We start from the raw sequence: 21139 nt of genomic DNA, 5'->3' as shown, positions 1-21139 counted from the left end.
TCTTGAATTGTTGCAGCACTGAGATGAAAAAGAATATCAGCATCAACCTTCAGGGCATGATCTTCCACATTGAGGAAGATGGCTACGACGTGCTCAGCCGCTACCTGGCGGAAGTGAAAGCCCACTTCAGCGGCTACCGGGGTCACGAGGAAATCGTGGCCGATATCGAAAGCCGCATTGCCGAGCTGTTCGCCGCCCGCCTCTCGGGCCTCAAGCAGGTCATTACGCTGGAAGACGTGGAGGCCATGACCGCCAAAATGGGCCGCGTAAGTGACTTCCAGACCGCCGACGAGGCCGAGGACGACGAAGAAATCCTGGCCGAAGCCGTGGCCACGGGCTCGGCCCAGGGCACCTATACCGGCCCCCGCCCCGCCGCTGGCTACTCGGCCGGCCCAGGCAGCACGGCCGCCACTGCCGCCGCCACCGAGGAAGAAGGCACCAAACGCCTCTACCGCGACATGGCCAACCGCAAGATTGCGGGGGTAGCCGCCGGCCTGGCCCGGTACTTCGTCATCAATCCGCTCTGGATTCGGCTGGCCTTCCTGCTGCTGCTCATCGTGTTTCCAATTCTGCTGGACGACACGCCGATGGAGGAGTTTGGCGAGAAGCTGCCGGTAATATCCCTGCTGACCTACCTTATTCTATGGGTGGTGCTGCCTACCCGTTTCGATGGCACGCCCACCAACGAGGACCCCATCTTTAAAAAGCTGTACCGCGACACGGATACGGGCAAAATTGGCGGGGTATCCTCCGGGCTGGCCGCTTACTTCCGGGTGGATGTGGTGCTGATTCGGATTCTGTTTATCGTCGGGCTGTTTGCCGGCGGTTTTGCGCTACCCCTCTATATTATTCTGTGGATTCTCTTGCCGGAGGCGAAAACCGCCTCCGACAAGCTCCGCATGCGCGGCGACGCCGTAACCCTGTCGGCCCTGGACAATAACCTGCGCAACAGCCCTTTTGAGGAAGGAACCACGCCCGTGAACAACCGGCCCGTGGGCACTTTTCTGGAGAACTTCTTTACCAACATCAGCCCGCTGATTAACTCCCTGGGTTCCATTATTCGGGTAATAGCCGGGGGCATTCTGGTGCTCACGGGCTTTGGGTGGCTGCTGGCCAGCACCATCATGATGGGCGTGGGTCTGGGCATCATTTCGGCCTCTGACAACCTTGACTTCGGTCCGTTCCAGCCTTTTGTTCTTTTCAATGATATTTCGCCGCTGGCAGTGCTGAGCTTCTACCTGCTCACGGCCATTCCGGCGCTGGCCCTGCTGCTTTCGGGCCTGGGGCTACTGCTGCGGCGCACCATTCTGAACCGCACTGCTTCGCTTAGCTTGCTGGGTTTGTGGCTGCTGGGCGTGGTGGGCAGCTCGGTGGCGGGTACCCGCTTGGCCCGTGAGTTTCAGCGCCAGGAGGAAATCACCCAAACCGTGCCGCTCAACGGCCTGACCCGCTCGTCGCTGGTGCTGGAACGCCGCCAGCTCGAGAATGACGAATGGGTAGACCTGGATATTGTGGGCATCGACAGCGGCCAGGTGCTACGACTAGAGCGCATCATTTCAGCCAAAGGCGCTACCGATTCGCTGGCCCGCCGTACGGCCGCCACCTCCACGTTGCATACGCTTCGGGTGCTCAACGACTCTACCCTGAGCGTGGATGACCACTTCACGTACCAGCCCAACGCCCGCTACCGCGACCAGGAAATGCGCCTGCGTCTGCTGGTACCCCAGGGCCGAACGTTCCGCATGACCGAGGAATTTGCCAATTGGCTTAACAACGAGGATTATGTGCAGGAGCAGGCACCCTACCACCCCGAAAAGTTCTTGTTCCGGATGAAGGGTAATAAGGTGGAGTGCGTGAACTGCACCGAAGCCGACCTGCGCGGAAACGCCAATGCCAACGAGGATGAGGAAGGCGAAAACCAAGACGACTACGAGGAAGGCCGCGACGACGCCGACCTTAACCTGAGCTTCGGCGGCGTGGAAGCCTTCAGCACGGATGAAAACTCCTACGGCTCGGAGCGGCAGCGCTTCAACGAAACGGATTTCGACCACGTGAGCGTTGTGGGCCCTTACCGGGTTATGGTGCGGCAGGGCAGCGGCTACAGCGTGCAGGCCGCTGGCGGCGGCCGCGCCCTGCGCGACATCAAGGTTGAGCGCGACGGCCAGGAACTGACCATCAGCCCCCGCAACCGCGACTTGTTCGACTCGCGCCGCGGCTCCACGGAGGAAGTGCTGCTGACCATTGAACTGCCCGAGCTCAATGAGCTGAGCCTAGTGGGCGGCACCCGGGCCCAGGTGAACGGCTTCAACTCCGGCAACCTGCGCGTGCAACAGGCCGGTGGCAGCCAGCTGCGCCTGCAAGGAAATTTGCAAGAGCTGCGCATGGAGCTGGCCGGCGGTTGCCAGGCCGCCCTGGAAGGCAGCGCCAACAGCTTGCAGGTAGAAGGCACTGGCGCCTGTGAAGTAGCCGCCGGCGATTTCACCACCCAGCGGGCCGAAATCAGCGCTATTGGGGCCAGCAAGGTGCGGGTGCAGGTTACGAAGGAGCTAGAGGCAAATGCCGTTGGCGCCAGCCTTATTGAGTATAGCGGCAAGCCCGGCAATGTGCGCCGGGAAGCCATTGGGGCCGCTACCATCCGAGCCATCGACTAGCCGCTTTCCTGCCTTAATACCGCTAATTACGACCTGGTTAAGCGTGCAGCCCGTTTCGCTGACTGGCTGTAACCCTCCTTACCCTACTCCGTTTTATACCTCAAAAACATATACTGCTGCTCTTGCCCGAAGCCGTTTCAGGCAACCATGTGGCCACTCCTTGCATCTATCGCCTTATCCGCGCGACGCATACAAGGGTCTATCTTGAGTGAGTGAAAGGTGAGACCCGAAGGAAGCCGTGACCTACCCCCCTGCTGCAACAGGAAGGTCCGGCTTCCTTCACTCGTTTAATAAAGCAGTGACGAAGTGAATTTGGGCGCAGGCAAGAAGGCCCGACCATGCCACTCGTCCTAGTCAACGAACTACCCCAGACAAGTACTAAGCCCTTGACGCTACCATACGTCAAGGGCTTAGTACTTGTCTGGCCTATCACAAAAGAGCGCGAGAATGGCTTCGTCGGGCCTTTCTCGCCAGCATACAACTTCGCAAACTCACCACCTCACGGCTTCACTGCCTCAAGGCCTTTCTGCTGGCCTAGTGCCAATAAAAAGGGGAAGGCTTCCTCGTACTCATTGCGGATTTTACCGTCGAGAATTGCTTCCAGCACGGCTTCCTTCAACTCGCCTACCTCCCGGGAAGGCCGCAGGCTAAAGGTTTCCATGATGATTTCGCCGGTTATGACGGGCTTGAAGTTACGCAGGTGGTCTTTCTCCTCCACCTCCTTGAGCTTCTGCTCCACCACGTCGAAGTTGCGCAGGTAGCGCGCCACGCGCTGGTGGTCTTTGCTGGTGATATCGGCCCGGCAGAGCAGCATCAGCCGGTCGATGTCGTCGCCGGCTTCAAACAGCAACCGGCGCACCGCCGAGTCGGTCACAATCTCCTTTACCAAAGCAATGGGCCGCAGATGCAGGCGCACCAACTTTTGCACCTGGCGCATTTCTTCGCCCAGGGGCAGCTTTAAGTCGGTGAAGATGCCGGGCACCCAGCGCGCGCCCTTGTCCTCGTGCCCGTGAAAGGTCCAGCCCACGCGCTTGTCGTAGCGTTTGGTAGCCGGCTTGGCAATGTCATGCAGGATGGCCGCCCAGCGCAGCCACAGGTCGCCGCCGGCCGCCACCACGTTGTCGAGCACCTGCAGGGTATGGTAGAAGTTGTCTTTGTGCGCGTGCTGGCCTACTTTCTCCACGCCGTAGAGCTGGGCCATTTTCGGAAAAATGAGGTGCAGCAGCCCGCATTGGAACAGCAGCTTGAAGCCGTAGCTGGGCTTCGGGGCCATGATGATTTTGTTGAGCTCCGTGGTAATGCGCTCCTGCGAAATAATCTTGATGCGCTCCTTGTTGCGGGCCAGGGCGTCAAACGTATCGGGCTCGATGTCGAAGTTCAGCTGGGTGGCAAACCGAATGGCGCGCAACATCCGCAGCGGATCATCGGAAAACGTTACATCGGGGTCCAGGGGCGTGCGGATCAGCTTGCGTTGCAGGTCGCCCATGCCGTCGTAGCGGTCCACCAGGGCCCCAAAGTCGGTGGGGTTCAAACTTAATCCCAGGGCATTGATGGTGAAGTCGCGGCGGGCCAGGTCTTCCTCCAGGGTACCAGCTTCTACGTCGGGCTTCCGGCTGTCGGCCCGGTAGCTTTCCTTGCGGGCCCCCACAAACTCTACCTCTATTTCGGGGGTAGGCAGCATGGCCGTCCCAAAATTCTTGAACACCGTCACGCGCGGGCGGCCTGGCAGCTTGCGCCCTACGGTCTGGGCCAACTGAATTCCGTCGCCCACGCACACCACGTCCACGTCTTTGCTTTCCCGCCCCAAGGCCAAATCCCGGACGTAGCCCCCAATCACGTAGGCGGGGTAGCCCAGTTCGCCGGCAGCTTCGGCTATGGTTTCAAACAACGGAAGAGCGGGTAAGTGCGGCTGGTTCATGCAAGAGTACGTTGAGGGGCAAAGGTACGGTCTCGGCTTTTGCAAGGCACACGATGGAGTAGCCTAATCTCGCAACACCTCCAACTGGCCTTCGGGCCCTACCCGAACTACCCGCGAGGGAGAGGCGCGGCTCTGGTCATCCTGCCGCCAGTGCGCTACATAATCCACCTGACGTACCAGGGCCGGATCAATTTCGGCAAACACAGCCGGCGTGGGCTCCCCACTCCGGTTGGCCGAGGTTGACACAATCCCGTGCCCCAGGCGCCGCACTATTTTCTGACAGAACTCATCCGCCAGCACAACCCGAAGCCCGATAGTGCCATCGGGAGCCAGCAGGTTGGGGGCCAAATGGCGGCTGCCGGGCACCACGTAGGTAGTGGGCCGCTCTTGGGCCGCCAGCAGCTCCGGCAGGTTGGGGGGCACTACGGCGGCGTAACGGGCAAACATTTCCGCATCCGCAACCAGCACGATGCAGGCCTTCTCCGCGGGTCGGTTCTTCAGCTTGTAGATCTGGTCCACGGCGCGCGGCAACTCGGCGTCGCAGCCCAGGCCCCACACGGTATCCGTGGGGTAGAGAATCACCTGTTGCATCAGCAGCGCATCCACGGCGGCGTCAACTTCCTCACGAAAGAATTTGGTACTCATATAGGAGTTTTGGAGGGATGAAAGCTTGAATGGTCTCTTGACTGGTATTCGGCTATCTACGTCGGAGCGTTATCCGAGACCTTGTTACATGCTTTGGCACAGCTCTACCAGCACGCCGCCCGCCGATTTAGGATGCACGAAACACACCAGCTTGTTATCGGCGCCGGGCTTGGGCTCCTCATTCAGCAACACAAATCCTTCGGCCCGTAGCCGCGCCATCTCAGCCCGAATGTCGTCTACCTCGAAAGCGACATGGTGAATTCCCTCCGGCTTCTTCTCCAGATACCGCGTGATGGCACTCTCGGGTGAGGTGCCGGCTAGCAGCTCAATTTTGGAGCCCCCAACTTGGAAAAACACGGTATCTACGGCTTCGGAGGGCACATGCTCACGCTTATAGGGCTCCTGTCCTAACAGAGCAGTATACAAGGCGGTGGCCGCTTCCAGGTTTTTAACGGCAAGGCCGAGATGTTCGAGGTTGGTGAGCATAGGTTGGTCGAAAATGCGGGGTAGCCGCATAGCGCGGCTTCTTTGGATTTGTTCTACTTTTGCACTGCAAATGTGGGAAGAAAGTAAAACCTGTTCTGTGGTTTTTGTGTTCTACCTGCGAATGATTCTCCGCTGAAACCAGACCCCCGAGCCATGCTCAAGCTACCTATTTACCTCGACAACAACGCTACTACGCCCCTGGACCCCCGCGTTCTGGAGGCGATGATGCCGTACCTGACCGAGGTATTCGGCAACGCTGCCTCGCGCAACCACCCCTTCGGCTGGGCCGCCGAGGAGGCCGTGGACTATGCCCGCGAGCAAATTGCCAGCCTGATTAACTGTGACCCCAAAGAAATCATCTTTACTTCGGGTGCCACTGAATCCGATAACCTCGGCATCAAGGGCGTTTTTGAGATGTATTCCCAGAAGGGTAACCACATCATTACCGCTACTACTGAACACAAAGCTGTCCTCGACACCTGCAAGCACATTGAAAAGCTGGGTGGCCGCGTGACCTACCTGCCCGTTAACGCTGAAGGCCTGATTAGCCTGGAAGAGTTGGAGGCTGCCATGACGCCAGAAACCATTCTGGTGACCATCATGTACGGCAACAACGAAACCGGTACTATCCAGCCCATCCGCGAAATTGCTCGAATCGCCCACCAGCACGGTGCCCTGTTCATGACGGACGGAACCCAGGCTGTAGGTAAAATTCCGGTGGATGTTATTGCTGACGGCATCGACCTGATGGCTTTCTCGGCCCACAAAATGTACGGCCCTAAAGGTGTAGGCGCTCTGTACGTACGTCGTAAAAACCCGCGCGTTAAGGTAACCGCCCAGATGGACGGCGGCGGCCACGAGCGCGGCATGCGTTCGGGCACCCTAAACGTACCGGGTATTGTGGGCCTCGGCAAAGCCTGTGAACTGTGCAAGCTGGAGATGGAGGCAGATACCCAGCGCCTCTCGACCATGCGCGACCGGTTGGAGCGGGAGCTGCTGACCCTGGAAGAAAGCTACGTGAACGGCTCGCGCGAGCACCGCCTACCCCACGTGGCCAACATCTCCTTTAAATACGTGGAAGGCGAAGGCCTGATGATGGGCGTGAAAGACTTGGCCGTGTCTTCGGGCTCTGCCTGCACTTCAGCTTCGCTGGAGCCTTCCTACGTGCTGAAAGCCCTGGGCCTCAGCGACGACTTGGCTCACAGCTCTCTGCGCTTCGGCTTGAGCCGTTTCACGACCGATGAGCAAGTCGATTACGCCATCAACCACGTAAAAGAAGCCGTTACCAAGCTCCGCGAAATGTCGCCCCTGTGGGAGATGTTCAAGGAAGGTATTGACCTCAACTCCATTGAGTGGGCAGAACATTAATTTTTAGAGCTTAGAGCTGAGCACTGAGAACACAGACTTGGTGCTTGGTCTAGGTTCTAAGTTCTAAAATCTGACATCTAATTTTTTCAAAAGCCATGGCTTACTCCGATAAGGTAATTGACCATTACAGCAACCCACGCAACGTAGGTACGCTGGATAAAAGCAAAAAGAACGTAGGTACTGGGTTGGTTGGCGCCCCTGAGTGCGGCGACGTTATGCGTCTGCAAATCGAGGTAGACGAAACGACTAACACCATCACCGACGCTAAATTCAAAACCTTCGGCTGTGGCTCGGCCATTGCCTCGTCGTCGTTGGCTACCGAGTGGCTTAAAGGCAAAACGGTTGACGAGGCGCTGGCCATCGACAACATGGAAATTGTGGAAGAGCTGGCTCTGCCGCCGGTAAAAATCCACTGCTCCGTTCTGGCCGAAGACGCCATCAAGTCGGCTATCAACGACTACCGCGTGAAGAACGGTCTGCCGGAGCTAGAGATGCCGAAGTCGCACCACTAAGTCTTACCCAAGACCAGAAGTGAGAGGTGGGAAGCAGGACTTGCAAAGAGTCTGCTTCTCACCTCTCCTTTTTCGTATCTCACCTTTACGCCATGGATTTTTCTCCTACCGACGTACACATTAAAAGTGCCCGGATTCAGCGCCAGATAGAAGACTATTTGGGCCTGGGAGCAGGCAATCTGCTGTTTGAGTTTCGGCAGTTGGATGGGCAAACCCGCCTGGATTTGATTACCGTCAATCCGCGTCACCACCAAAGCTTCCTGTTCCGGTATGAGACGGGCTCTGACAAGTTAGAAGCCTTGCGCAAAATGCTGACGTATGTACAGCGCTACCGCGACGAGGAAAGCTCCTACACTATTCAGTGGCGTACGCGCGGCGACAAGGAGTTGCAAACCTCCTACTTCCGGGCTCACAACGTATACGAAGCCTTGGATAAGCTTTACTACGGCCGCGACCTTACTACAATTACTGTATTCAGCGTAGTTCTAAATCCTAGTTCTTAGAATGTTTCTGAACAAGCAGCGTATCTTTGGTGTTCTATATCTGACATTCACCTGGATTCCACTGCCCGCGGTCCGAATTAGCTTTTTTACCCATGATTACCGTTTCTGACAAAGCCAAGGAGAAAGTTGAAAAACTCATGCAAGATGCTGAGTTAGACGCTACCTATCGTCTGCGGGCATCCGTGGCCGGTGGTGGTTGCTCTGGCCTGAGTTACAAGCTTGATTTTGACAATGAGGTCAAGCCCATGGACCAGGAATTTGAGGACAAGGGTGTACGGGTAGTGGTCGACATGAAAAGTTTCCTGTACCTAGCTGGTACTCAACTTGACTTTTCAGATGGGCTTAATGGCAAAGGGTTCTTTTTCGATAACCCTAACGCTTCCCGTACCTGCGGTTGTGGCGAAAGTTTCTCTGTATAGCTCCTCTCTACATAGCACAATAAAAAAGCCCTGGCTTGCGCCAGGGCTTTTTTATTGTGCTATGTAGAGAAACGCAGTACTAGTAGCTGCGCTTTAGCGACAATCAAACTATTGCTTTTCGGGCACTTCTTCCACTAGTTTATCTGCTTCCTTATTCTGCACCACGGCCGTATCACCGGCTTCAGGTGCCATATCGGCTTGCACGTTATCGGCAGCATTGCTTGTTGCATCAGCGGCCTTATCCGTAGCATTACTAACATCAGAAGCTGCGCTATCGGCGGTGGCTTCCGCGTTTTTCTGGGTTTGCTCAGAGCAAGAGGTGGTAGCAAAGGCAAAGAAGGCTGCTACAGCAAGAAGTGACTTCAGGGAAGTTTTCATAGGAGGTGAAGTTTTGGTGATGGGAGATTATTCGGCTTTATACTGATTCTGAGAAGAAATGACCGAAATCAGTACAATATAATTTTAACTGGCAGAGCTATCTAGCTTTTGAACTACAAGGAGCTACTAAAACGACAAGAGCACCTTGCGGACCACCCACCATTATATAGGCTAGGCCGCTAAGTCAGGATAACCTGAAGTCTTACACTTGAGTTAAATAACAAAGCGCCATCCTCTCTCGAGGATGGCGCTTTGTTATTTACTAGGAAGTTAGTTGCCTTACTTCTTCACAATACGACGCGACACTTTCGCGTCACCTTCGCCTACCGTTACCAAGTAGGTGCCGGTTTTCAGGTCGCTCATGTTCAGCTTGCCAGTAGCATCTAGTTTCTGGGTCCGAACGATACGGCCGCTGGCATCCGTGATGCTAACAACTACACCTTCCGTAGCTCCACCCAACTCGATGGTGAGTTGGTCTTCTACTGGGTTCGGGTACATCGTAATGTCGGCCGAACGGAGGAAGTTAACTACTACCGGTGAGCTGAAGCTAGTAGTACCGTTGAAGTCAATCTGCTTGAGACGGTAGTACGAGGTACCATTCAGCGGCTGCTCATCAGCGGCGGTGTATGTAGTGCTGGCGCTTGTGGTGCCTTTGCCTGCCCGCGACAGAATCGACTCAAACGTCTTGCCATCACGGCTACGCTCTACTTCGAATCCTTTGTTGTTCAGTTCCGAGGCAGTAACCCAGGTCAGAGCCACTTTGCTACCCCGAACTTTGGCGTCGAAGGAAACCAACGTAACGGGCAGCGGTGAAGGAGCAATGATACCGGGAATGGTGTTCGGCACTGGCGGAGACAGATAGTTTTCAGCACCCTGAATCTGCACGGCCGGGTTCGGGTTGATGTTGTTAAACTCGAACGTGTAGAAATAATAAGTAGTACCTACATCCAGCCCTTCTACTACTACCGACTGGTTAGCACCCGCATATACTACGTAGAAGCCAGGAGCAACTTGGTCACCAGCACCATAGATCTGATTGCCAGTCTGGTAGCCAGTGCCGTCAGCTGGACGCGTATCCGCCGGGAACTGCGACTGAGTGCTTGCTACGATCAGACGACCTTCGCCATAGCCTTGAGCAATATAATCAGCGGGCAAATTGAAGGTTACTGTTGCAGTAGTTCTACCACGCACTACTGAAGGAACGGTACGCATGGTAGGCTCCACGTCGATAGAGCGACCAGAAAGCAAGGCGTTACGGTCGAAAGACTGAGTTGCTTTATTTTCGAAGTCGTTGCTCTGGAACTGGAGGGTCGACTGCCCGCTACCCAAGTACGTTGGCTTGTACCGCACGTAAATAGGCTGGTTGATGCTATACGTTGACGAGTTAGGAGTCAGCGTCAATGAATTCGTGAAGGTTACGTTGTCCAGCGAAAGCTCGAATTGCTCGATGTTGTTTGGGTTCAACGGGTTGCTGCTCAGTGCTTTGCTAATAATCACTGGCTGAAGTACACGCTGAGCATTGATAACCAGTGCCTGAGAAGGCGAAGTAGTATTGATTACAATGTTCCGAACTTCCTGGAAGGCGTTATTCAGCGCAACAGATGGCCGGCTAGTTCCTTCAACTGAGACACCCTGTGTAATAGCTGGCTCGCTGGAGTTGAGGATAACCGAAGTGGTAGCCAAAGCGCCAGGCGGCAAGAAGCGAACATAAACCGTGGTTTCGGGAACATCGTTGCCTACCCGAGCAATCGAGATAGAGTTACCGGTGGTCGTGATACCAGCAAACGTAGGGTCCAAGGATACTTGGAAGTAAGTTGGAGCAGCTACCCGAACATCTTGCAACAAGTTGGTACCCGATACGCGGTAAGATTGCACAGCAGATGCCACACCCGGTACGGTTGAGAATTGCTGAAGAGTACCGGAAGTATTAATAGAGGAGTTGCTGCCCGTAACGTTGTTTGCCGTGATTGACACAACCTGTGAGGTAGCACCAGTGCTTGAAGCGGTGATGTCACCAGTGAAAGGACCAGTAGCAATGGTCTGAACCAGTCTTACTTCAATAGTACGAGCAGATACAGTGTTATTGCTTGGAGCAATGGAAAGAGTGCCTTTCGTGAAATCACCACCAGAGGTAGCATCACGGAATTCAATGTTAGCATTAGAAGCCGTCAGTACCAATGGGGACCTCAGGTTGCCAGCATTCACGGTGAAAGACAGGGTCTGAGATGAGCCGCTGCTGGTTACAGTACCAAAGTCCAACGAGGAAGGATCTACAACAATGAATGGGCCAGTAGGCGCAGGTGTGGCCGTTCCGGTTACCGTTACCGAAGCAGTAGCTCCACCGTTGCCGGTAGTAGCAGCGGTAATTGCAGCATTGTAAGTACCAGCAGCCGTAGGAGCAAACTGGGCCTGCAGAGTAGCATTAACAGAGTTATTAGTGGGAGTCAGCGTTACAGTCTGAGCGAAGCTGCCCGAAGTTCCCTGACGAATCAGGAAGCCAGTGGGGGCCGTTACCGTAACAGGGCTGGTCAGGTTAGAACCCGTAACGGTGAAGTTTTGCGGAGCAGAAACTTGCCCAGCCTGAGTGCTAGCGAAGGATAGCTGAGTCGGGTTTACCGCCAGAGTAGCGGGAGGCAAAACACCTGTGCCCGAAACACTTACGTTGCGAGTCGTAGCACCAGCGCTAGCGAAGGTTACTACGTCAACATAGTTCTGAGCGGCAGTTGGGGTAAAAACCACATATACCGTTGCATTCACAGCACCACCAGTTTGGGGCAGCGTCAGAGTTTGCGAATACGTGCCATTGGCAGTAGTGCTCACCTGGAAACCAGTGGGAGCCATAACCGTGATGCCATCCGTTAACGAAGTAGCCGTAACGTTTACACTCATCGGCGATGAGGTAGTGTTGGTTACTTGGTTACCAAAACCAAGAGCAGTAGGATCGACGTTGATGGTAGGAGTACCAGGTGTGCCAGTGCCACGGACAAATATGTTACGGGAATAGTTATTAAAGTCCGCATCCGAGCCTGTTAGAATAATGCGCCCATTCTGGTCGTTAACAGAAGTTGTACCTATTGCAGAAGGACGGAAACGGACGTAAAGCGTTCCTCCAGTTGCTGGCAACGAGACAGAAGTGCTACTGAAAGTAACGTTGTCGGTACTGCCTTCAAAGGACGGTGCAGTACTAAAATTAACCGAAATAACTCCCTCTAAATCAGTACCTGTGACTTGATACTGCTTTGTAGAAGACGAGCCGATAGCTACAGACCCATAATCATCAGGAGCTGTTCTTGACGTTGTAGGGCTGACGGTAAGCGACTGTGCCTGCGCCATGAATGGCAGAGCCAGCAGCATTACCAGAATGACCCATAAGCGGCTTAAATGGCCTCGCTTGTGGTTACTCAAGTACTTGTTTTTCATGAGTTATAGAAAGGGAAGGTTTGCAAGAGAAAACTGGGTATTGTGGATTAAACGCTTTGTCTGTCACCCTACCCATAATTTGGGTTGACAACTCAGGCTCACATACGCGGAAGGCCCATCCGTAGACTAGAATTTTTCTAGGGTTATATAATACATTTCACATTTTCGCTTCTGCTATTTTTCCGGCCGCAAGACATCATAATTCATGCCAATCAACTCTTTACGTAATCCTATTTTGGAGCTTATTACTTTAAATATGACTTTTCTTGTAGAGAGGAAATCTAAACTGTACTTCAGCTTCTGTTCGGTTCTATGCTAAATGCAAAGATGCATGTTTCTGTGCGCAATCTTGCATACAATTTATTGACTCGGCGCAAAGGTAACTTATATAGGGCTAATAAAATACGGTGGTTAAATATCTATTATATAGATAATTGTATTATAATATATAGTTCACAACGGGCCATACGCAGATAATTAGCAAGCCATTCTAGCGCTTATCCTAGCTCAGGAGATTTTACCACTACTTCAAACCAGGCCCTATCATACAGTTACTTTGTTGTGAAAAGCGCCCACAAAAAAGCGGAGTGAAGCTCCCCGCTTCACTCCGCCTAAACCTGCTTCTTATATTACGCTTCGTTACTTCCAATCAGAGAGGGTAGCATTTTGAAACAACCGGGTGCGGTTGCGGCCATCTAGGTCCACGGTGTAAATGTCGGGAATAGATCGGTTTACGTTGTTGACTTGTGCGAAAATAATCTTTGAGCCATCAGGAGCGTAACGAGGCACTACATCATTAAAGCCATTGGCTTTGCTTGTGGTAGTTGTTCCGCCAGGGCCTGCCGATACGTCGACTAGGCCGCTACCATCCAGATTTTGGGTGAAGATGTGGGCGTTCAGTTGCCGGCCCGTTGCATCTTCATACCCATCCAGGTCCCGAGTATACAGCACCCGACGCCCATCTATACTAAAAGAAGGCGAGTCGAGGCGGCCAGGTAGGTTGCTCACAAGTAGCGTCCGGTTGGACCCATCCGCGTTGAGCAGGTAGAGTTCGGAGTCATATACACTTACGCCTACTGTCTGCACAATAATGCGGTTCCCTTGCGCAGTCCAGTCGCATTCGCGGAAATGACGGTCCTGGGGTGCGGTGGCCAGCAGCGTCAGGCCGGTGCCGTCGCGGTTGATGCGGTAAAGCTTGTTGTAACTGCTGTACAGCAATTGGGCCCCATCTGGCGACCAGCGGTAACCAATGCCTTGGTTGAAGTAGCCGTCTACTGGTATCAGAGTTACCTGGCGCGCGTCGGAGCCGTCCCGATTCATGGTGTAAATCTGAAATTGCCCGGTTGCGTTGGAAGTGTAGGCCACCCGGTCGCGGTTAGGACTTAGTTGCGGGGCGGTTTCCACAAAGGCCGAGCTGGTGAGTCGTAGCAAATTCGCACCTGTCTCATCGGAAGAATACACGTCGGTATTCCCATTTTCCTCCCGGGCGAACAGAAAGCGGTTATCGGGTTGGGCTCTGGTTTGGAAGCTCCAAATGTCTCCTTTTACTGTTTCACCGGCCTTGTCGCGCACAGTTACCTGCCAGAAGTAAGTCGTGTTGTATTTTAGGTTGTTGGCAACTACCGTCGTATCGCGGGAATTGCTGAGCAACTGCCGACGGTCGGTGGAGCCGCTTTCGTAAAGAATTACGTCGTTGCGGAGTGTGTCACTTTTACCGTCGGGGTCAGTGGAGCGCCACCGGAGCGTTACCGACGTTGGCTGGTTGGTAGCCCGGTCGGCGGGCGTGGGGGAAGCAGGAACATTTGGGCGCTTGTTCGAGCCAGTGGAACGCTCCAGGATAATCTTTACCTCTGTGGGAGTATTCTGATTTACCTGCACATTCACTGTTTCCTGCTTGTAATCCGTTTTGCGGATACTTAGGGCATATTTACCCAGCGGCACGCTGGCAATAGAAAATCTACCCTGGGCATCCGTTGTGTAGGAGGAGGTAGCGGGGTTGGTGGTAATAGCGGCGTTAGCAACGGGTTGATTGTTGACTCCATCCAGCACAACTCCTTCTAACGTACCGTTCTGCCCAGGCTCAACGGTAGTATCTTCACAAGCAAACAAACCTTGGCTAAGCAACAGAACCAGCAGCAGCCGGGTTGCTAGGCGTAAAAACGAAAACATAAAGTGGCTATGGGTGGAGGACGGAACGGGACGCAATCCTGGCGGCGAGTACCAGAATCAGGGGAAGCGGGGTAGTCTTATTGCTGCAAGGAGTCGTGAGCTACCACATGGTCCTGGCTATCAAAGAGGCGCAGATGAATCTGGTAATGATCAGAGGGGCTGATGTTAATTGAAGTCTGGGAAAGAGCCGCTTTTTGATTGGGAGCCAGCGTTACGTTACCTGACTGGGCATTACGGGACGTACCAGCCTTGCCCTGGCGGCTAGTCAGAAGCTCATAGCGCAAGCGCATAGGCTGGGACGTATTGTTCTGCCCCTCCCCTATTAAGGTTAGCATATTGCCTTCTTGGTGCATTGCTAAGCGGGCCTGGCAGGGCGCGGATCCTGGCTGGGAGGGTACAGCTTGTAGCATAGAGGTGGTTAAGGGCAGAGCGGCAATAAGTAGGTATCTTTTCATGGCAATGGAAACGCTAGGAGGGGGCTTAAGGCAAAGCTGCTACGCCTCAGCGGAGGCAGGCCGGCGCCATGAGAGCAGCTCCGACCTGCTTCCGCGCAGAGCTAGGGTAAGCGCGAAACCCGGCCCTGTTCAATCATAATCTGAATTCCGTTTCCCTTCATGGTCACGTTGTAGCCGGGGGTAGTGCCGCTGGTTTCGCGCTGCACCAAGTTGTTATTATTGCCCAGCTGCTCAACGGTATAGCGCTGACCGTCCCGGATAAGCTGCTGCTCCACCTGGTTACGGTTACCGTTCTGCAGAATAGTAGACTCAGTGTTGTAACCCGTAATTTCACTGACAGCCACGTTGCTATTGCCGATTTGGGTAATCATGGTTCGGTTGCTTACACCGTTTTGCAGCGCGGCGGCAGCATTGTTGTTGCCATTTTGCAGCACGGCCGCCACGTTACCCTGTCCGGCGCCAAGTAGGGTTTGGTTAATGGTGCTCACGTTGGCATTGCCCTGCTGAACCAGCGTAGCCTGGTTGGTGCCTACAGCACTAGCGGCCACTTCGCCAGGGCCTAACAGGCTTGTGCCAAACGCCTGAATAAGTTGCTGCCCGGTACTTACGCCGTCCGGGTCCCGGTTGCCTTGTGCCCGCGCGACCCCAATGCTTAGCAGTAAGGCCAGCGGTACATATTTCACCGAAGTACGTTTCATATGTGAAAAGGGAAAACCAATGAAAAGAAAGTAGATACCCGATTTTATAGAAGTAAACCAGTAAGGGATAAAGAGGACTGCTATAAAAATAGGTTTATTTTTTAATAATAAAATACAAATAGTGAAAATCTTTCTAAAGACTAAAAGCACCCTGCCACTGGAGGGTAGGCACGGTGCTTTAGGGTAAGGTGCCAGGTGGCAGGGCCAGCGGAACATGTACAGGGAAGAGCTAACCCAGCCAGCCTAAAAGATTAGCGTAAACGTGTAGGTAGCACCCCCGGACCAACCGGTGGATCCAAGAGGTGCTACCTGACTTCTACCTGTTAGGCAGGACGTTTAAGCGTAGAGACTACGGGTGGTTCTGCTTTACAACACTTACGTTGTTGTTGCCGCTCTGCATTACGTCGCTGCTGTTGCCACTCATGCCTTGGTAAGTAGCCGCTTGGTTGCCGATACCGACCTGAGTCTGCCGAGCGAAGTGCCCACCCATATCATCCTGGTCGATGTAGGCGCGGTTGCCTGGCTCCACAAAGTCAACGCCGCTTTGGTTCTGAATGGCGGTGCTACCATTGCCGGACTGCTCGATAGTAGCGTTTTGGTAGTCGTGCTGCTGAGTCTGGGAAGCAATGTTGCTGTTACCAATCTGCTCAATGGAGGCAACCGAGTACCAGCTGCCCGTTGGGTTGCCGCCCTGTGCTTGGGTGGCTGTATTGCCCAATCCCAGCTGCGTGATGGTGGCCCGGTCTTGGAAACCACGCTGGTTTTGAGTAGCCGTATTGCCGGAACCCAACTGCGTGATGTACCCTTTCTGGAAGCTACCCGACTGCGTTTGGGTAGCCGTGTTGCCTTCGCTGCCGCTCTGGAATACTTCGGCTACGTGGTCGGTACCCGACTGCGTTTGCGTAGATACGTTCGCGCCGCTGAGCTGCCGAGCCAAAGCGCTGTTGTTGTTGCCCATCTGTGACTGCGTAGCCGTATTGCCATTGTCCAAGGGCAAACCGTCACCCTGTACAATGGTAGCCGTGTTTGAAGAGCCAACTTGGGTTTGGAAGGAGCGCTGAGAATCACCACGCTGGGTAGAAGTAGCTGAGTTGCCGGAGCCACCAGATTGGGTCTGGGTTAGGGCGTTGTTGTTACCTGTTTGGGTACCAACGGCTGAGCTAGAGCTTCCGCTTTGCGTAACAGTAACGCTGTTGTCATTGCCAGTCGATGATGAAGACTGTGTATTACCCTGGGCGAAAGCACCTCCGGCTACTAGAAGGGATGCAGCGAGGAACGAGATTTTTTTCATGGTGGGGAAGGTTTGGGGAATGGGAGGCAATTTATTTTGAAGTAAATCACTATTTTTTATTCCCTCCGGAGGAATGATACAAATCTATATTATAAAAGTTAAAAGTCAAGTATATATAAGTAAATATTGTTACAAATTTTATTTATATAGTTATATAACACTTTCATGAATATATAATAGTTCATATATCTGATGTGTAGTGAAGGCTAACGGGAAGGAGCTGGTGAGATTCTTCCCTTGTTTCGTCCTAAGTAGAACGTAAGCCCGGCACGTAGGGCCCAGTAAGAATCGTTGTATTTACCGAGGGACAATTGGTCTAATTGATCAGTTAGATAGTAGTGGTTATCAACGCTTAAGCTGATGCCCAGGCGGTCAGTCGGTAGTACCTCCAGCCCCACCCCGCCCAGTATGTGCCCTAGGGGGGCCTGGGTAGTGGCTCCGGCAGCGCGGGTAGTCACGCCGCCCCCCAGAGTTAGATACGGAGTGAACCGGTCGCGGGGAAACAGGCGGTACTGCCCGCATAGCTCTAGGTAGTTGAAGGTTTCCCGGTAGAAGTCGCCGGCACCTAGTTCGAAGCGGCCAATGTTAATGCCCCCCGAGAATTTTGGGTTAGCCGCCTGGTACCGTAGGTTCAGCTCGCCGCCGCCCCGCACCTGCGGACGGCTAAAGTCGCCGTTGTAGCGGATGGTAGCGCCGCTCAGGCCCACGCCAATACGGCCGCGCCGGTCGCGCTGCACGCGGCCCAGCACGTCGATGTCGGCGTTTTCCCGCTTTTCCTGCAGGTATTCCGCCAGGGCCGGGCCCTTCCGGTCGGCCTCATTACGCGGGGCCCATAGTTGCTCCTGAATTCCCTCGTACACCAGCGCCTCCACCGACTTTTCAATGGCCTCCTTCACGGCCATTTCCGTGGGCTCATTATACGTAAAGCCAGTTTCCGTTTCCAGTAGCCGCTTAAAGCTCACGAAGCGAAACAGGCTGGCGTCTACCTGCTGCGACAGGATGGTTTTGGAGGTGTACACCGTCTTTAGAATCTCGCCCGTGCTGGTGCTGATGGCCCGCAGGTACACCGTCACCCGGTCCTGCCGATACTGCCCCGAGGCCCCGGCCCCGAAGTAGCGCAAGCCCGCGCCCCCGGTAATGACGTTGGCATCGTAGGAGATGATGCCGCCTTCGAGGATGATGCCGGCAAACAGCAAGGAAGGCAGCGCTGGCTGGCGCTGACCCGTCATTTCCTGGTACTCGGCGCGGCTGGAGCGAATAATTTTCCGCTCATTCAGCAGGTTGCCCAGGTTTTCGCGCTCAATGGGGTTAAACCACCGCGACTCTTCCAGGGCCCGCAGCAGAATGCTGGTGCTGCCTTGCGTAATGGCCGTAGAAAAGCTGGCTCCGTTTTGGCTGGGCTTGTACTGCCCGGTCTGGTCCCGGAATTTGTACACGGCGGCTACAATCCGCTCTTTAGGCTCAGGCAGCTGCCGCAGCAGTTGGCTACCCTGCACCTCGGCCCCGAGCCGGGCCTGCTCTACTTTAAAGGGCTGATGAAAGTACGGAGCACAAGCCGTAACGGCTCCGGATAGCAACAACACAACCAACAACCGACGATATACAACGAGCAACATAGGGCTACCGGAAAGCGGTGCTTAGAAGTAAGGAACAGTTACCGTGGTCTGATTACCCGTGCTCGTATCGGTAATCTGAATGGAGAAGCCCCCGTTGGAGGGCACCACGTTGATTTGGTAGGAGCCCACGGTGTAGTTGCCGGCCTGCAGGCCCTGCCCGTTGCTGCCGCTCCCGAACTGGTTGCCAATCAGGCGCTGGGCCAACTGCCCTAGTATCTGTTGGTTCAGGTTTTGCTCAAACTGCTTTAGCGGGTCCTGCTGAAAAGGGTTGTTCACGGTAGCGGCCGGGTCGTCAATGGTGTTCTGGGCCTGCGCTGAGCTGAGCAGCCAGGCATAATTGAACGTGTTGCCGCCCCCGAAGGAAGGGTTTTTGGGCTCATACACCAGGTCTTGGCCCACGGCGCAGTGGGCGCCCAGGGCCAGCGTTACTACCAAAGCTACTCGTAGTAGATACTGAGTCATATAGAAAAGAATGTGGGTGAGGTAGCAGATTAAAAAACTTCAACCGCCGCGCGGCCGCCGCGCTCCAGCTGCCGGCTTTCGTTGCGGGTCTGTTGTAAAAAGCCGGCGGCGACCTCCAGGGCGTAGGCGGCCATTTCTTCGATGGCTTCGGCCTTGGGCTGCAGGGGTAGCTCCACCAGCTCGTTGTCGTTTACTTCAACCGATATCAGGGTGCTGGTACCCCGGGCTGGCTTTTCCCGAATGACGATGGTGTAGTCGCCGATTTCGGCGGGGGCTTCCCACTTGGTAAAGAACTCGTCGTAGAAGTCGTGGCCAACTTTGGTAATGGTCTGGTCCATGACTAGCCCTTCAATCTCCGTGGGCCGGAACTGGCGGCGCTGCCGGTTCTGGGCCGAGTCGGAGGTGGCTTTGAGCAGCAACTGCAGGGCTTCCTCCAACTTCTTAGCCGACAGCGGGGCAGCCTCCGACTCTTTCGGGACTTTGGGTTTGGCGCCAGCCTTGGCCGGCGCCTGGGCCCGGGTTTGGGCAGAAAGCAGGCATAGCAGCCAGCAGCTCAGCCCCATTACCCACGGCCGCCACCAGAATATAGGAGCAGGAACCACACTGGATGACTTAGGTTTCGATGCAGATGCCATCATCACAAGAGTGTAAGAAGTGAGCAGGGTAGCCTCCCCAGAAAACAAGCCCGAAGCGAGAAGCTGGAAAGAAGAGAAAGGAACCGGTCAGGCGGTAGCCGCCAACACGACGGTATAAATGTAATTATTTAACAAAATAATGCAAGTGGTAACTGACTATATTTAGTAAAATATATTCTTGGCATAATATCACCTGGTGCTGAAACGAGTGTGCCGCGCTCCTCACCTTTTCAGGCGAAGAGCGCGGCACACTTGTTTTAGGAGTTCAGCGGCAGATCTACGTCAGTACGTGGGGCACGAACTCCGATAGGTTTGTGATAATGCCGACCTCGCGGCGGTAGCCAATGGCGCACGCGCCCCCGGCCCAGAAGACTCCCGCCTGGTACAAGCGGCCGTTTGCATCGGCGGGCAACTCTGCAAAGCGCTGGTAGATAACGGGCTGATCGGCGTAGTCGCCGGCTACTGGACTGGCGGTGCCCGCGGCGGCGCCTAGCTCGGCAATGTCTTGCCCCTCCCGGCCCAACACGGGTTTGCTTACCTGATGCCCACTCAGGGCCGAGCGCGACGCCTCCAACAGAAGCGGATGGTGCGGAAAACACTGCCAGAGCCAAGCCAGAATACCCTTGCTCTGAAACAGAAGCGAGTAGGCCGGATTGGCAATGATTACGTCGCGGCTGCGTAGTAGCTCCGTTAGGTCGCGGGTGAGGTCGGGCTCCTCTGCAGCCAGCAGCTCCCAGGGCACCAGCTTGAACACAAAGCCGAAGCGCTGCCACTGCTCGGGGCCGGTTTGGGCCCACACGCCCCGCTCCTCTCCGTGCACTGCTACCTGCATTTTATCTACGGAGCAGGTATGCACGTGAGTAAAGCCTGCTTCGGCCGCCGCCTCCGCTACAATGGCGCAGTTGGTGGCATCTTCGGCGCTATCGGGTAGGTGCAGCAATAATAAGGTAGGCTCCAGATCAGCGTTCAGCTCCTGCCAGTGGACGAGCTGGGCCTGCAATCCTTCGAAAAGACCGTTGGCTTGGCGGTCGTCTTCGGCAAGGTTGGCCGCCATAAGGCTGGCCCACTGGACTACGGCGGTTTCGGGCAGGCTGGTGGCGGTGTCGGCGTTGAACTCCAGCAGCTTGGGACCATCGGGCGTTTGGGCCAGATCGAAGCGGCCGTAGATGTGCCAGTGCCGCTCATCGTGCCAGGAGTGGCGCACGGCTTCCCAAAGGTTTTCGGGAATGGCCAGCTCCCGCAGAAACGTATCGGGCAGCTCATCCGGAATGCTTTGCACGAGCAGCTCGTAGAGCGTATCCGTGGCTTGGAGCAGGTCATCGGCTGCGGTTTCCGGCAGCTGCACGGCCTCGCGGGCCACGTAGTTCAGGCAGGCGTCTTCCACGGCCCACTCCCAGCCCAGAGCCCGCACGGCCGGCGCTACGTCACCGGCTAAGCTTAATAAGTGAATCGTATTCGGCATAAGGAAGGCAAAAGAGCATAGAGGAAAAGAGCAACGCAGGCCCCGGCGCAG

At 55.0% G+C, this 21139-nt stretch carries 18 protein-coding genes; 5 read left to right on the top strand and 13 right to left on the bottom strand.

The features are described 5' to 3' along the window. Nucleotides 1–23 precede the first annotated feature (23 nt). Entirely contained in the window at nt 24–2651 is a 2628-nt protein-coding gene (locus tag IEW18_RS12955; protein WP_188558284.1) for a PspC domain-containing protein, read from the top strand. Between the two features lie 499 nt (nt 2652–3150). Here IEW18_RS12955 and IEW18_RS12950 read toward each other — a convergent pair whose 3' ends face one another. From IEW18_RS12950 to mce, 3 genes are all read right to left on the bottom strand, one after another. Continuing rightward, the gene (locus IEW18_RS12950) at nt 3151–4569 is read right to left on the bottom strand and encodes a CCA tRNA nucleotidyltransferase (protein ID WP_188558283.1); all 1419 of its coding nucleotides are present in this window, start codon (nt 4567–4569) and stop codon (nt 3151–3153) included. Nucleotides 4570–4632: 63 nt separating this feature from the next. Then, on the bottom strand, nt 4633–5214 hold the full coding sequence (locus tag IEW18_RS12945) for an L-threonylcarbamoyladenylate synthase (RefSeq protein ID WP_188558282.1): 582 nt from the start codon (nt 5212–5214) through the stop codon (nt 4633–4635). Between the two features lie 84 nt (nt 5215–5298). Further along, nucleotides 5299–5700: a methylmalonyl-CoA epimerase gene (gene mce, locus IEW18_RS12940; RefSeq protein WP_188558386.1), complete on the bottom strand. Its 402-nt coding sequence runs from the start codon at nt 5698–5700 to the stop codon at nt 5299–5301. 153 nt (nt 5701–5853) lie between these two features. On the opposite strand from mce, the gene IEW18_RS12935 reads away from it, so the two are divergent. From IEW18_RS12935 to IEW18_RS12920, 4 genes are all read left to right on the top strand, one after another. Next, nucleotides 5854–7068: an IscS subfamily cysteine desulfurase gene (locus IEW18_RS12935; protein WP_188558281.1), complete on the top strand. Its 1215-nt coding sequence runs from the start codon at nt 5854–5856 to the stop codon at nt 7066–7068. A gap of 95 nt (nt 7069–7163) precedes the next feature. After that, the gene (iscU, locus tag IEW18_RS12930) at nt 7164–7580 is read left to right on the top strand and encodes a Fe-S cluster assembly scaffold IscU (RefSeq protein ID WP_188558280.1); all 417 of its coding nucleotides are present in this window, start codon (nt 7164–7166) and stop codon (nt 7578–7580) included. 92 nt (nt 7581–7672) lie between these two features. After that, complete coding sequence (locus IEW18_RS12925; RefSeq protein WP_188558279.1) at nt 7673–8083, top strand: hypothetical protein; 411 nt, start codon at nt 7673–7675, stop codon at nt 8081–8083. A gap of 92 nt (nt 8084–8175) precedes the next feature. After that, nucleotides 8176–8502 carry a HesB/IscA family protein gene (locus tag IEW18_RS12920; protein WP_110978003.1) on the top strand — a complete coding sequence of 109 codons (327 nt, stop codon included), beginning with the start codon at nt 8176–8178 and terminating at the stop codon, nt 8500–8502. A 108-nt stretch (nt 8503–8610) separates the two neighbouring features. Here IEW18_RS12920 and IEW18_RS12915 read toward each other — a convergent pair whose 3' ends face one another. The 10 genes from IEW18_RS12915 to IEW18_RS12870 all read right to left on the bottom strand — a co-directional run bounded on the left by IEW18_RS12915 (nt 8611) and on the right by IEW18_RS12870 (nt 21088). Beyond that, nucleotides 8611–8880 carry a hypothetical protein gene (locus IEW18_RS12915; protein ID WP_188558278.1) on the bottom strand — a complete coding sequence of 90 codons (270 nt, stop codon included), beginning with the start codon at nt 8878–8880 and terminating at the stop codon, nt 8611–8613. A gap of 279 nt (nt 8881–9159) precedes the next feature. Then, nucleotides 9160–12300, bottom strand: coding sequence for a T9SS type A sorting domain-containing protein (locus IEW18_RS12910; RefSeq protein WP_188558277.1), 3141 nt, complete (start codon nt 12298–12300; stop codon nt 9160–9162). A 639-nt stretch (nt 12301–12939) separates the two neighbouring features. Continuing rightward, nucleotides 12940–14469: a carboxypeptidase regulatory-like domain-containing protein gene (locus IEW18_RS12905; RefSeq protein WP_188558276.1), complete on the bottom strand. Its 1530-nt coding sequence runs from the start codon at nt 14467–14469 to the stop codon at nt 12940–12942. 77 nt (nt 14470–14546) lie between these two features. Continuing rightward, nucleotides 14547–14879 (bottom strand): curli-like amyloid fiber formation chaperone CsgH, encoded by a 333-nt coding sequence (gene csgH / locus IEW18_RS12900; RefSeq protein ID WP_262891893.1) that lies wholly within the window; start codon nt 14877–14879, stop codon nt 14547–14549. Nucleotides 14880–15025: 146 nt separating this feature from the next. Next, nucleotides 15026–15622: a hypothetical protein gene (locus IEW18_RS12895; RefSeq protein WP_188558274.1), complete on the bottom strand. Its 597-nt coding sequence runs from the start codon at nt 15620–15622 to the stop codon at nt 15026–15028. Nucleotides 15623–15971: 349 nt separating this feature from the next. Further along, on the bottom strand, nt 15972–16913 hold the full coding sequence (locus tag IEW18_RS12890; RefSeq protein ID WP_188558273.1) for a hypothetical protein: 942 nt from the start codon (nt 16911–16913) through the stop codon (nt 15972–15974). A gap of 206 nt (nt 16914–17119) precedes the next feature. Next, nucleotides 17120–18529, bottom strand: coding sequence for a CsgG/HfaB family protein (locus IEW18_RS12885; protein ID WP_188558272.1), 1410 nt, complete (start codon nt 18527–18529; stop codon nt 17120–17122). Between the two features lie 21 nt (nt 18530–18550). Next, entirely contained in the window at nt 18551–18991 is a 441-nt protein-coding gene (locus IEW18_RS12880) for a curli production assembly/transport component CsgF (protein ID WP_188558271.1), read from the bottom strand. A gap of 29 nt (nt 18992–19020) precedes the next feature. Next, entirely contained in the window at nt 19021–19593 is a 573-nt protein-coding gene (locus IEW18_RS12875) for a CsgE family curli-type amyloid fiber assembly protein (RefSeq protein ID WP_188558270.1), read from the bottom strand. A gap of 310 nt (nt 19594–19903) precedes the next feature. Next, on the bottom strand, nt 19904–21088 hold the full coding sequence (locus IEW18_RS12870; protein ID WP_188558269.1) for a glutathionylspermidine synthase family protein: 1185 nt from the start codon (nt 21086–21088) through the stop codon (nt 19904–19906). Between the last annotated feature and the right edge of the window lie 51 nt (nt 21089–21139).

This window comes from Hymenobacter glacieicola, from assembly GCF_014640315.1.
GTDB classification, from domain to species: Bacteria; Bacteroidota; Bacteroidia; order Cytophagales; family Hymenobacteraceae; genus Hymenobacter; species Hymenobacter glacieicola.
The sequence above is the reverse complement of the archived record's forward strand: the minus strand, read 5'-3'. Positions and strand labels throughout refer to the sequence as shown.